11 protein-coding genes are annotated in these 12,066 nt (G+C 44.3%); 3 read left to right on the top strand and 8 right to left on the bottom strand.

The window, feature by feature from the left end; all coding sequences use genetic code 11:
• Window positions 1-5: 5 nt before the first annotated feature.
• Genes LEP1GSC052_RS14710 through LEP1GSC052_RS14700 form a run of 3 tightly spaced genes read right to left on the bottom strand, consistent with a single transcriptional unit; the run spans window position 6 to window position 3,776 of the window.
• On the bottom strand, window positions 6-881 hold the full coding sequence (locus tag LEP1GSC052_RS14710; protein WP_010573495.1) for a ribose-phosphate diphosphokinase: 876 nt from the start codon (window positions 879-881) through the stop codon (window positions 6-8).
• 9 nt (window positions 882-890) lie between these two features.
• Entirely contained in the window at window positions 891-2,399 is a 1,509-nt protein-coding gene (locus LEP1GSC052_RS14705) for a thymidine phosphorylase family protein (protein WP_020986431.1), read from the bottom strand.
• Window positions 2,400-2,405: 6 nt separating this feature from the next.
• Window positions 2,406-3,776 carry an MBL fold metallo-hydrolase RNA specificity domain-containing protein gene (locus LEP1GSC052_RS14700; protein WP_020986733.1) on the bottom strand — a complete coding sequence of 457 codons (1,371 nt, stop codon included), beginning with the start codon at window positions 3,774-3,776 and terminating at the stop codon, window positions 2,406-2,408.
• A 458-nt stretch (window positions 3,777-4,234) separates the two neighbouring features.
• Between LEP1GSC052_RS14700 and LEP1GSC052_RS14695 the strand changes: the two genes are divergently transcribed.
• Window positions 4,235-5,158 (top strand): lipase family alpha/beta hydrolase, encoded by a 924-nt coding sequence (locus LEP1GSC052_RS14695; RefSeq protein WP_040913057.1) that lies wholly within the window; start codon window positions 4,235-4,237, stop codon window positions 5,156-5,158.
• A gap of 138 nt (window positions 5,159-5,296) precedes the next feature.
• Complete coding sequence (locus tag LEP1GSC052_RS14690) at window positions 5,297-6,352, top strand: 2-dehydropantoate 2-reductase (protein WP_020986311.1); 1,056 nt, start codon at window positions 5,297-5,299, stop codon at window positions 6,350-6,352.
• On the opposite strand, the gene LEP1GSC052_RS14685 is transcribed toward LEP1GSC052_RS14690, so the two are convergent.
• From LEP1GSC052_RS14685 to rssA, 3 genes are all read right to left on the bottom strand, one after another.
• Window positions 6,349-6,963 carry a DUF2062 domain-containing protein gene (locus LEP1GSC052_RS14685; RefSeq protein ID WP_010573499.1) on the bottom strand — a complete coding sequence of 205 codons (615 nt, stop codon included), beginning with the start codon at window positions 6,961-6,963 and terminating at the stop codon, window positions 6,349-6,351. The genes LEP1GSC052_RS14690 and LEP1GSC052_RS14685 overlap by 4 nt on opposite strands.
• A 6-nt stretch (window positions 6,964-6,969) precedes the next feature.
• Window positions 6,970-7,764 (bottom strand): tetratricopeptide repeat protein, encoded by a 795-nt coding sequence (locus LEP1GSC052_RS14680; RefSeq protein ID WP_040913055.1) that lies wholly within the window; start codon window positions 7,762-7,764, stop codon window positions 6,970-6,972.
• Window positions 7,765-7,900: 136 nt separating this feature from the next.
• On the bottom strand, window positions 7,901-8,869 hold the full coding sequence (gene rssA / locus LEP1GSC052_RS14675) for a patatin-like phospholipase RssA (protein ID WP_010573502.1): 969 nt from the start codon (window positions 8,867-8,869) through the stop codon (window positions 7,901-7,903).
• Between the two features lie 155 nt (window positions 8,870-9,024).
• On the opposite strand from rssA, the gene LEP1GSC052_RS14670 reads away from it, so the two are divergent.
• Window positions 9,025-11,124: a SpoIIE family protein phosphatase gene (locus LEP1GSC052_RS14670; RefSeq protein ID WP_010573503.1), complete on the top strand. Its 2,100-nt coding sequence runs from the start codon at window positions 9,025-9,027 to the stop codon at window positions 11,122-11,124.
• Between the two features lie 6 nt (window positions 11,125-11,130).
• Here LEP1GSC052_RS14670 and LEP1GSC052_RS14665 read toward each other — a convergent pair whose 3' ends face one another.
• Window positions 11,131-11,547 carry a MaoC family dehydratase gene (locus LEP1GSC052_RS14665; protein WP_010573504.1) on the bottom strand — a complete coding sequence of 139 codons (417 nt, stop codon included), beginning with the start codon at window positions 11,545-11,547 and terminating at the stop codon, window positions 11,131-11,133.
• 1 nt (window position 11,548) lies between these two features.
• A complete protein-coding gene (locus LEP1GSC052_RS14660; RefSeq protein ID WP_040913054.1) occupies window positions 11,549-12,001 on the bottom strand; it encodes an FAS1-like dehydratase domain-containing protein in 453 nt (150 codons plus the stop codon).
• Window positions 12,002-12,066 lie beyond the last annotated feature (65 nt).

Here is a 12,066-nt window from a genome sequence, read left to right as displayed (position 1 = left end):
ATCGATTAAAAAAGATTCTCCGCAATCAACTTACCCACGTCGATTTCGTTGCTCGAATGTGCGATCGTATTGGTCGTAACGATCGTCTGAACCCCGCTTTGTGATAACTCTTGGAAAGAATTTTCCGAAAAAATTCCGTGAACACAAAGACAGATCGAATCGGACAGTTTTAATTTTTTTAGATGTGAAATCGTTTGAATGAGGGTTCTTCCCGTGGAAACGATGTCGTCTATCAAAACCGGAGTACGATCGAGATACTCTTCCATCTTCGGCGCGCTGACTTCCACGTCCCAATCTCCCTTTCGATTTTTTTCCAAAACGGTGTAAGGACTTTTGGATATTCCCGCGACTTCCTGGACCCATTGGCTACTTTCGTCGTCCGGTCCGATCAGCACCGGATTACTTACGTTTTTTTGAATATATTCCGCGAACAAACTCGTGGCGTGCAAAACCTTGGAGGGAATCGAAAACACTTCCTCAAGACGTTTGATTCTATGAAGATGGGGATCGATCGTTACGATCGAGTCCACATAACGAGAGATCAAGGACGCGAAGTATTTCGCGCTGACTCCTTCTCCTGTGTGAAAAGATTTATCCTGTCTCATGTAACATAGATAAGGCGATATAAGATGGATTTTTTTAGTCCCTAAGGACTTTGCGGTTTCGCAGAAAAAGATCAAGGGAATGATTTTGGAATCCGGTCGATCCAAGGAACAAAGCAGATAAACCTCGAAATCCTTCAATTCTTCGTCGATTCTGAGTTTTGATTCTCCATCGGGAAATTTTCCGAACTCGGCTTTGCCCAAAGGAATTCCGGAAATTTCCGAAACGGTTTTTGCCAAAGATGCGTTTTCGGAAAAGTAAAATAATATTTTTTTCATATTCGTTTTTTATGAAATCGTAATGATTCCGTTCTCCGAGTTCAGATATTCGAAGGAATATTCCATTTCCCCTTCCGATTCCGAATGAACCGTATAAAGAATCTCTCCTCTTTCGATTCGTTTGCCCAAAGGGGCGAGAAAATAAACTCCCGCCGAACTGCTGTGAGGCGCTCCCGCCAATCGAGCGACCTTGGCGATCTTTCGGTTGTCGATTTCGGTAACGATTCCGGAAGTTTTTGCGAAAACGTCGGAGCGAAATTTCGCAACGGAAGGTTCTTTCCATTCTCCTTGAGCCTTGCAGATATTCTTAAACTTGTCCCAAGCGCGACCCGATTCTAAAATTTCGAGCGCGGCTTCGAAACCGTTTCCGTTCTTATATCGATGCGGTTCCGCGAACTCGAGCATCATACCTGCGATCGTCAAAGCTCTTTGTTTTAAATCTTGAGGAGCTTTCGGATCGTTTTTCAATACTTCGATACAATCCTTAATTTCAAGAGAAGGACCGATTCCTCTTCCGATCGGTTGCAAGCCGTCCGAGATCAAGACCTTAACTTTTAAACCCACGGACTTTCCGACCACGGTAAAATAGTATTTTAGCTTTTCTGCATCTTCTTCTGTTCTTATCTTTGCGGTCTTTCCGATCGGAATGTCGATCACAACATGAGAAGAGCCTGCCGCCGCTTTTTTCGATAATACCGATGCGATCATCTGTCCCACACTGTCCACTTCCAACGCTCGTTCCACACGAATCAGAATATCATCCACTGGACTCAAACCGATCGAACCGCCCCAGACGATACAACCGCCTTCTTGTTCGACTACGGATTTCATTTTGGAAAGATCGAGATTTACTTTCGTAACGGCTTCCATCGTATCCGCGGTTCCCGCCGGAGAAGTGATGGCCCTGGAAGAGGTTTTCGGAACGATCAAACCGGCCGAAGCGACGATGGAAACGACGATCGGAGTCGTTCTGTTTCCCGGAAGACCGCCTACGCAGTGTTTGTCGACGACCGTATGTTTGTTCCATTTTAAGACGGAACCGGTTCTAATCATCGCCTTGGTAAGAGCCTTGATTTCCTCTAAGTTGAGGTGATCCCCGGAACAAGCTGTGATAAACGACGATATCTCAATATTCGAATATTTCTCATCCTTAATGTCTTGTATGATTCTTTGAAAGGATTCTTCCCCGAGTCTGTTTTCGTAAATTTTGGAACGAACGTCGTGCATCGATAAAACCGGTTGCAGATGCGAAAGAAACACCGGATCTCCTTCCTGTGCGTGAACCGCCTTCCAAGCGCTTTCGGACAAACCGGCTTGTCCCATCTGAAGAATTTCGTTTTCGAAAATGTTCAACGAAGCGATGATCTTTTTGTTGCCCACTTCCACTTGAACTCGGTTGAGAGCGACAAATCCTTCCGACTTACAAACGGGAGAATCCCTTCTTAAAAAGATCACGTATTCCTGATTGGTGTCGATCCCTAGGTTCTTTAGATACAGAGGTTCTTTTTTTTCGGACATGAATTCTTACGCTTCCAACTCGATTATTTCGAACAACTTCGGAATCTCACAATCGAATTGTAAAGTGTCTTTGAGTTTGACCCGAAGCGCGTCCGAAGAACCTTTTTCGCCGTGAACGATGAAAACTTTTTTCGGTTTTTGTTTTAAGGCGCCGAGCCAATGAAGAATTTCCCTTTGATCCGCGTGAGAAGATAACCCGTCGATCGAACGAATCTTCGCTTTCACTTCGTAAAACTTACCGTAAATTTTGATTTCGTGATTCCCGTCTTGAAGTTGTCTTCCTCTCGTTCCGATCGCTTGAAAACCGCATAAGAGAATCGTTGAATTCGGATCTTCCAAATAATATTGGAGATACGTCAGAACCCTTCCGCCGGTCGCCATACCGCTTCCCGCGATCACGATTTTCGGAGAACGGTCTTCGGCGAGTTTGTATGTTTCCTTCACCGATTCCGTTTTTTGAAAAGAATCCCAGATCTGAGAACATTCCATCGGAGAAAGTTTATGCCATTTCGTATGAGTTTGAAAAACTTCGAATACGTTTCTACCCATCGGGCTATCCAGGATCATGGGCACGTTCGGAATCTTCGCCATGGATTTTAATTTCCAAAGAAGATACATGAGGCTTTGTGTTCTTTCCACGGCGAAGCTGGGAAGAATAACGGTCCCGTCGTTCTTCAACGTTTCGTTTAGAATTTCGATCAATTGATTTTCAGGATCGGAAGGGTGAATTCTATTTCCATACGTGCTTTCGACAAAAAGATAATCGGCTTGTTCCGGCCGCTCCGGAGGATATAAAAGAATATCCTTCGGTCTTCCGATGTCCCCCGAAAAAACGAAACGTTCCCCGAACACATCCAATTCTATATAAGTAGCTCCTAATATATGTCCGTTGTATTTAAACCGAACTCGAAGATTTTCTCCGAGATCCTTCCATTGATCCAGTTCCACCGGATGTAGATACGAAAGAGATTCGGTCGCGTCCTTGAGATCGTACAGAGGAACGGCCGGATTGTGTTTGGAATATCCGCCTCGATTGGCTCGGTCGGCTTCTTCTTCCTGAATTTTTCCGGAATCTTTGAGAATGATTTCCGTGATTTCCAGAGTGGGAGCGCTTCCCAAAATTTTTCCGCGAAACCCTTGTTTTACCAATCTCGGAATATAACCCGCGTGGTCGAGATGTCCATGCGTTAAAAGAACGAAGTCGATTTCGGATGCGCGGATCGGAAGTTGGGACCAGTTAAGAAGTCTGAGCTCCTTGAGCCCTTGGAACAATCCGCAATCGACTAGGATTTTATTCTTACCCGTATCGATCAGATATTTGGAGCCCGTGACCGTTTCGGAGGCTCCCAAGAAATGAATTTGAATCTTTGAATTCATTTTTAAAAGGCCATCCTAAGAACGAAAAAATTAAATCATAAATTCTCCGGCAGAAATTGATTTATATCACTTACGTTGTGTGCGTTTGGAGCAGAATTCGGGCGATTTTTGCGACAAGTCAAACGTTCTAATTCTGTGTCATTCTATAGACAAGTCCCTTATATTTTTTATTAAACATTTGTTTTGGATAAATTCGCTCGAATTTCCGATTTGAGCAAGTTTAAGAAAGAGAAGAATGGATTTGAAATTTATAAAACGCTGCCGATTTTTAAAAATAAATGAACAAACGTTTGTTATTTAAAAGATGAACTTTTTCTATGAATCCTCTTGACAGCAAATTATCTAAGTTTAAATTCTTACCTCGGTGTATCAAACACTACAAGCGAAGAAGACCGAAGCGAATTTCGAAAATAAAAAAAAATAAACTAAGAATAGTGAAGAGAATTGAGGTATTTGAAATGCGCAAATTAAGCTTATTGATCGTGATCAGTTTCCTATTGTCGGGCTCTCTAATGGCTTCCGGCGGAGGATCTTCTTCCAAACCTTTATCCGGTTCGTATCCAATCGTTCTTTCCCACGGTTTATTCGGATGGGGAACCGATTCCAGCGGAGTTATCAGCATCGTAAACTACTGGGGTGGAATGGACACCTACTTGAGAAATCAAGGCGCGAACGTTTACGCTCCTACAAAAACGGCGGCTCAGTCCAACGAGACCAGAGGCGCGGAACTCAGAGATAAAGTGAACGTCTATATGGCGGCAAACGGTTTTACTAAAGTTCATATCATCGGTCACTCTCAAGGCGGATTGGACAGTCGTTACATGGTTTCCAACCTCGGAATGTCCGGTAAAGTTTCCACTCTGACTTCTTTGAATTCTCCACACAGAGGATCTCCGATCGCCGACATCGTGAACACGGTTCTTCCAAGCTGGGCGAAACCTTTCGTTTCCGCGGTTTTGGGTGTTGTGGTTCAATTGGTTTATGGCGGCGGACAACAAGACGCAATTAAGGCTCTGAATTCCTTAACTACAAGCGGAATGGCATCCTTCAACGGATACACTCCGAACAGTTCCGCGGTGAAGTATTTCTCTTACGGTTCTACGATCACCATTCCTGATCTGATTCAACACCCTCTGATGGGAATCCTTTATCCTGCATGCTGGGCGGGCGGGGTTTTCAACGGACAAGGCGGAGACAACGACGGACTCGTTCCTGCAACTTCTCAAAAATGGGGAACTTGGAAAGGCGGACCTTCTTACGGAATTCTTACTACCGGTGTGGATCACCTTCAGGCATCCAACACTCTTCTTTCCGGCCAAACTTGGTACGACGTGGAAGGATACTTCCTTTCTATGGCTTCCAACGCGAAGGCGAATCAATAATATAGTTTCCTAGTAAATTCCAGTAACCGTGCAAGATAGGATTCCGCGTTCCACGCGGGGTCCTTTTTTTTGTTTTTTTCCGACTAACTGCGTATAGTTGTAGAACAAAAATTCTAATTCTGGTTAGATGCGAATCCCATGAATCTTTCCTTTGCAGTTTTGGGTTCCGGAAGCATCGGAACGTATATCGGTTGCAGGCTTTTGGCCGGAGGCAATCCGGTTCTTTTGTACGGAAGGGAAAGAATTCAAAACGAACTCAAAACTTTCGGAGCAAAAATCACCGATTTTACGAACAAGGAGATTCTTCTTGCTCCCGGATCGATTCCTTTTTCCACTTCGCTTTCCGACGTTTTGAGCGCGGACGTATTTTTAGTCACCGTAAAGTCCAAGGACACAAAGGATCTCGCTCAGGAACTGAGAGGAATTCTGGAAAAAAGACAAAAGCTCCATTCGGTTTCTCGTTCGATTCCGATCGTGATCAGTTTTCAAAACGGAGTTCGAAACGCGGAAGTTTTAAAGGAAGGTTTAAAAGATCTTCCGGTGGAAGTTTTGGCGGGAATGGTTCCGTTCAACGTCGTTTCCAAGGGAAGCGGTCATTTTCATCGCGGAACCAGCGGGAATCTCGTGATCGAACATTCTAAATCTTCCAAAGATTTGGTGGGAATTTTCAATCGCGCCGGACTTCCGACCAACACGCACAAGAACATAGGCGGAATTCTCTGGGGAAAACTGATCTTCAACCTGAACAATTCTTTAAACGCGCTTTCCGGTCTGACCTTAAAGACCGAAATTTCGAAACCGGGTTATCGCAAAATTCTTTCCAAACTGATGAGAGAATCCCTCGAAATTTTAAGACTCGCAGAAATCAGACCGGTTCGTTCGGGAAAGATGATTCCGAGTTTGGCGCCGATCATTTTGAATCTTCCCGATTTTTTATTTTTTAAAATCGCTTCGAATATGGTTAAGATCGATCCGCAGGCGCGTTCTTCGATGTGGGAGGATTTGGTTCAAAAAAGACCGACCGAAATCGATTCCTTGAACGGAGAAGTGATCAAACTCGCCGACGTGATGGGCCATCCCGCGCCTTTAAACCGGGAGATCGTTCGTTTGATCAAAGAGGCCGAGTCGAAACCGGAGATTTTAAACCTAAGTCCCGAGGAACTCGCAAGAAGAATGAAGATCACTCTAAATTAGTTTTTTAGAATATTCCAAATCGAACGATTTTTATCCGTTTCCTTACGAACGTATTTTTTTTCCCATTGTTGCAGACTGAGTCCTTCTTTTTCTGCTTGTCTTTCCCGAAATCCGTTGAGCAGGGATTTGGTGATGGGATAACCCGCGATCGCCGAAGGAATTCCGATCAGAAATCCTCCCAAAAACATCGGAGCGCCCATGTCGTTTATCAAAAACGCGCTCCAGTATTTCAATCCTTCGTAGAGTTCCAAAGAACTGGAATGATCGATCACTTCGAGAATTCTCGCGAAGTTCATCGCGGACATATCCCAACCTAACAGATTGTAGGCGGCGATTCCCGTGACGTAAAAGATATAATAGAAAAACGGAAGTGTGACCGGGTTCGTGATCCAGATCATCGCGATCGCGATCGGCATATAAAAACGGATTCCGACCAATCGTAAAAGAACCCAGGTGATCAATCCCAGATACATTTGGATTCCGATCAAAGGCGTTAAGGACCAGAAAAGTCCGATGGAAGTTCCCAAACAAACCTCTTTTACGGGCGCGTGGGATTGTTGAAACGGAACGATGATCTGCTGATGAACGAGTCTATAAAATGCTTTTATCATGTGAAATCAAAGACCGGATTTGATTCTTTCCTTTGTGTAGGTTTGTAATGCGTCCAGATATTCTTTGTGAAGAGGAAATATGGAGATCGACTTTTTGATTTCGGCTTCCGCTTTGACGGGATCTTTTCGTTTTTCAAAATAGAATTTGGATAATAAGAAATGGGATTCGGATTGAAACGCCTTGGCTCGGAACGGTTTTGAAATTCCCTTTTCCAACGAAGCGATCGCCCCTTCTGAATTTCCCTCCATAATCAAACACAAACTGAATCCGTAATACGCGTCGCCTTTGTCCGATAAGGTGATCGCGTTTTGAAACTCGCTTAAACTTTCCTTTCTCAGATTTTGTCTGAGATAAAGACTTCCGAGATTTTCATGAAGAAGGGCTTCGAAATCCGGGCCCTTTTCCTTTGCGATTTGAAGCGCTTCCTGATACGTGGTTTCGGCTTCTTTGTATTCCTTGTTCGATTCGTAAACGAGACCGAGTCCTCTTTTGCAATCCAGGGATTTGGAATCGAGTGAAATACATTTTTTGAAATCGTTCATCGCCGCGTTTTGATTTTTTTGAAGATAACGAATCCAACCTCGAACATAAAGAAGTTCGGCGGAATCTCCTTTGAGTTTCAGATCGGCTTCCGCCTTTTGAAGCGCTTCCACGAGATTTTCTTTTTCGGTAAGATCCCGGATTTCCAAGATCGATATCGATTCTTTCTTCGTGCAGTTTGCGATCGAAAAAAAGAATGAAATCGTAATCAAAAAAAGCGAAGAAAACGGAATTATGCCGAAACGTTTGGATCTGTTCATGTTTTTATCTCGAGTCCTGTTTTTCTTTTTCGAGCGGTTCGGAACTTTGCGAAGATCGACAATCGTCGACGATTCGATTTTCCCCATGCGGAAAAGAATCCGGAATCGTTTTGATAAGCGCAATCCAGAAAAAGGTTCAATACGGTTTTTCCAAATATCCGGAGATCAGTTCCGTCGCTCTTTTTCCTTCTTCGATACATTCTTTGGCGCGATGAAATTCCATAAGACCGATGTTTCTCAGTCTCGGAGCGATCATCACATCCGGCGGATCGCCGGCCATTCTACTTCGAGTGATCCGAATCTGCATAACGTTGATGCTCTTGGACATGACTTCGATCATTCCCGGTTTTTCATCCTTTTCTTTGCGGAGATTCTCCTCCAAATCCTTTCCCCAAAAATGAGAGAGAAAGGACTTGCGACTGTTTTCTTTCGGATTGGATTCTTCGTTCGATTCTTTTCGATCCAACAAGTCTTGGTTTAAATCGACGGCGATTACGAACTCGGCTCCCATCGCCTTACAAAGAGAAACAGGCACGGGATTGACAAGGCCTCCGTCGACGAGCCAACGATCGTCCCGTTTGACGGGAGAAAAAATTCCCGGCAAAGAAATCGAAGCGCGAACCGCTTCCGGAACGGAACCTTCGCGAAGCCAGATTTCGGAACCGTTGTCTATGTCTGTAGCAACCGCTCCGTATTTTTTCGTTAGGTGTTCGAAGTTAAGATCTTTAAATTCCTTTTCGAAGAAGTCGAATAATTTCTTTCCACCGAGAAGACCTCCTCCAAAAGAGATGTCCATAAACCCGAGAATGTCCTTCCATTCCAAGGTCTGAACCCATTCTTCCAATCGATCCAGTTTATCGGCGGCGTAAAACGCACCGACGAGGGAACCGATGGAGGTTCCGCAGATAATATCCGGTTTCCAACCGTAGGATTCCAAAACACGAATAACGCCGATATGCGACCATCCTCTTGCGGAACCGCTTCCTAGGGCCAAACCGACGCTCTTTTGTTTACGACCCGGTTTGGAAATAAGTTCGTTCCTCAAAGAAACCGCGGATTCCGGCCGGTTTGTATCGGTTTGGAAAGAATTTTTATCTTTTTTCAATGCGTTATCCTTTTTTTAAGTAAGATTCTTTGAAAAAACCAAAAAGATCCAGTCATATGTAATTTTTTTAAGTTTAATCTTACGTCAGTTGTTATATGCAATTGACGACCCTCAATTGAATTACGATTTTAAATCAGAACGGATTCGGATTCGAGATGCAATTTTCAAAAATATTCTTTTTCTTAATCGGTCCGTTCGCGCTTATCATTTTAGTCATGATTTCCTCCCCTTGGAACGCGGGGGACGGTCTCAGAGCCTATCAAGGCAAAATCGATCTCCGAGGAATTCAAGATCCCGACTTCGGAATGACCAAACTCAACGGAGAATGGGAATTCAACTGGTTGCAAGAACCGGACGACGGAGTCGAAAATCATTCCAAAGGTTTTATCGGAGTTCCAGGTTCTTGGACGAACGAATCCAAAAGCCACCAAGCTTATCCGAAGTTCGGTTACGCGACCTATCGTCTGAAGGTCTTTCTTCCGGATGTTTGGAAAAAGAAAATTCTTTCCGTCTCCTTGGGCGCGGTCGCTTCCGCGTATCGAGTAAAGATCAACGGGCAATTGATCGGAGAATGCGGAATCCCCGGAATCAGCGCGGATACGACGATCCCGAGAATCGAACCGAGGGATTTTTTATTCTTTGCGGACGAGGACGAGATCCAAGTCGAAATTTTCGTTTCCAATTACTCATCCACGATGCCCGGAGTTCTTCTTCCGATTTCGATCGGTCCTTCCGATTCCGCGGGAGTTTCCAGAGCGATCACTTTGTTCTTCGATATATTCTCCTTCAGCAGTCTTCTGATTATGGGAATCTATCATATATTCCAATATCTTTATCTAAGAAGCAGCGTTTCTCCGCTTTATTTCGGAATGTACAGCCTCGTAATCTGTCTTAGAACTTCGATTATAAATTCAAAAATCGTAATGTTATTTTTTCCGCAGATCCCCTGGTCGTGGATCAATAAGATCAATCATCTTACCTTGTCCATAAGCGTACCGTTTTTTCTTCTGTTTTTCAGTTCCGTTTTTGCGCCTTACGTGAATCGGAAGTTCATCAACGCGGGTGTGATCTTTTCGATTCTTTTCTCCATCGTGACTTTGTTCGGGGATATGCAGTTCAACAACCAGAACATATCGATCTATCACTACTTTATTCTCGCGACGATTTTTTATCTGTTCTACACGATTCTAAAGATCGATTTCGATAAGGAAAGAAATTACACTTACATTCTCTACGGCTCGGGAATTCTTTTTATCGCGGTGCTCGTGGATTTATTCTATGCGCGCGTTTTGAAAACCGGAAGTATTCAGACTTCCCATTACGCGCTCGTGTTTTTCGTATTTCTACAATCGCTTCTTCTCGCATCCGAACGATCCAGAAAATTCGCGGAGACCCGCGAGCTTGCTTTGAACTTAAGAACTTCCAATCTCGAACTTTTCGAGATGAAGGAACAACTCGTTCAAAAGATCGAAGATCGAACCCGCGTGTTGAACGATAACATTATCCAGATCAACCGCGAGTTGGAAATCGCGCAGAACGTGCAGAGAAAAATTCTTACGCCTCTGGATCGAAGTATATCCGGCATCCGCTTTCATTACGAATACATGCCACTTGAAAAAGTGGGAGGCGACTTTTTGGACGTTTCCGAAATTCTTCCCGGAAAGGTGAGAGTTGTGATCGCGGACGCGGTCGGTCACGGGGTTCAGGCTTCTTTGATGACGATGGCCTTAAAGACGGAATACGAAGAACTGAAGAATCTGGAAAACCCCGCGCAGATTCTCAAGGAATTGAACTTTCGGTTCTTGAAAAAATTCGATTCTTTGGAAAGTATTTTCCCGTGTATGATCGGCGACATAGACGTGGAAAGGGAAGAATTCACATACGCATCGGCGGGACATCCCGATCAGATTCTTCAGTTGCCGGGAGAATTTCCTTCCTTATTGCAAAAGACGGGACCGATTCTCGGCTTGTTCGAATCCTTGGAAATCGCATCGAAGACGGTCGCGTTTCCTACCGGTTCCAGACTTCTGCTGTTCTCGGACGGGTTGATCGAAAATCGTATGAAGGATTCCTTAAATACGAAACAATACAATATGGAACTGATTACTAAAACCCTTCACGAAGGAAGGGAACTCGGATTGATCGCGTTGATTCAGGAGATCATTAAGATCGAGGAATTGACCAGAGGGGAGAATCCACGCTATGACGATATCACCGTCATAGCAGTGGAATCTTATTCTACGAAAAAAGTCTAATCGGTGTTAGCCGATTACCAACATTTCACCGGAACATTTTACTTCGCCGGAATCGTCCGCGGCTTCGACGGAGACGGTAATCAGTTTTTCTCCGTTTTCTTCCTTCTTACGTTTTACCTTTCCGGTGCAGGTAAGTTTTTGACCCGGTTTGGTCATGTTCTTAAACGTGACGCCGAATTCCTTGATCTGTTGTTGATCCGCCCAAGAAGTGCAAAGTCTTCCGACTTGAGCCATCACATACATACCGTGTGCGATCGTTCCGTCGAGACCGGTCTTGCGGGCAAAGTCCGGATCGTTGTGAATCGGATTAAAATCTCCGGAAGCTCCCGCGTAACGAACCAGATTCGCGTGCGTGATCACTTCGGTTTTTAAGGGAGGAAGTTCGTGTCCTACTTCGACTTTATCATATTCGATTTTGCTCATCTTATGCCTCCGGTTTTCTGATGAAGATAGACATTTCTTGTTCTACGATCGCTTCGCCTTTGGCGTTTTTAACCGTAGTTTTGAAAGTCATCGTATCCATTTTGCCGACCGTAACGTTGATACATTCTCCCTGAGAAGAAACTCTTCCGGGATAGATCGGTTTTAAGTATGTGTATTTTTCCTTTAAGTGGAGAATTCTGGAAGTGTCCACTCCCATGTTTTCCATATCTTGCCAGATTTTCGGATAACCCCAAAACTGAATCACGGTAGGATAAGTCGGGGGAGCGGGGGTGTCTTCGTAACCGGCTTTTTTAGCGGCTTCCACATCGAAATAGATCGGGTTGGTTTCCCCGATTGCCTGACAGAACTCGCGGATCTTTCCTCTTTCTACGTCGAATTCGTAGCGATCCAGTTTGGTTCCGATCATGTCTTTGGATATTCCTTTTGCTGACATATAAAGTTCCTGAGATTTGTTTTGAAAAAGGGCTTTCGACCGAATCCAATCTTACCAAAAAAGAA

It is taken from the genome of Leptospira kmetyi serovar Malaysia str. Bejo-Iso9, from assembly GCF_000243735.2.
In the GTDB taxonomy this organism is placed as follows: Bacteria; Spirochaetota; Leptospiria; order Leptospirales; family Leptospiraceae; genus Leptospira; species Leptospira kmetyi.
This window is presented reverse-complemented; position numbering and strand designations above follow the sequence as displayed.

What these genes read in the sequence shown, in the direction of transcription:
- LEP1GSC052_RS14665 (WP_010573504.1), bottom strand. Translation starts at nt 11,547, where the DNA reads ATGAGCAAAATCGAATATGATAAAGTCGAAGTAGGACACGAACTTCCT.
- LEP1GSC052_RS14695 (WP_040913057.1), top strand. Translation starts at nt 4,235, where the DNA reads ATGCGCAAATTAAGCTTATTGATCGTGATCAGTTTCCTATTGTCGGGC.
- LEP1GSC052_RS14660 (WP_040913054.1), bottom strand. Translation starts at nt 12,001, where the DNA reads ATGTCAGCAAAAGGAATATCCAAAGACATGATCGGAACCAAACTGGAT.
- LEP1GSC052_RS14670 (WP_010573503.1), top strand. Translation starts at nt 9,025, where the DNA reads ATGCAATTTTCAAAAATATTCTTTTTCTTAATCGGTCCGTTCGCGCTT.
- LEP1GSC052_RS14690 (WP_020986311.1), top strand. Translation starts at nt 5,297, where the DNA reads ATGAATCTTTCCTTTGCAGTTTTGGGTTCCGGAAGCATCGGAACGTAT.
- LEP1GSC052_RS14705 (WP_020986431.1), bottom strand. Translation starts at nt 2,399, where the DNA reads ATGTCCGAAAAAAAAGAACCTCTGTATCTAAAGAACCTAGGGATCGAC.
- LEP1GSC052_RS14680 (WP_040913055.1), bottom strand. Translation starts at nt 7,764, where the DNA reads ATGAACAGATCCAAACGTTTCGGCATAATTCCGTTTTCTTCGCTTTTT.
- LEP1GSC052_RS14700 (WP_020986733.1), bottom strand. Translation starts at nt 3,776, where the DNA reads ATGAATTCAAAGATTCAAATTCATTTCTTGGGAGCCTCCGAAACGGTC.
- LEP1GSC052_RS14685 (WP_010573499.1), bottom strand. Translation starts at nt 6,963, where the DNA reads ATGATAAAAGCATTTTATAGACTCGTTCATCAGCAGATCATCGTTCCG.
- LEP1GSC052_RS14710 (WP_010573495.1), bottom strand. Translation starts at nt 881, where the DNA reads ATGAAAAAAATATTATTTTACTTTTCCGAAAACGCATCTTTGGCAAAA.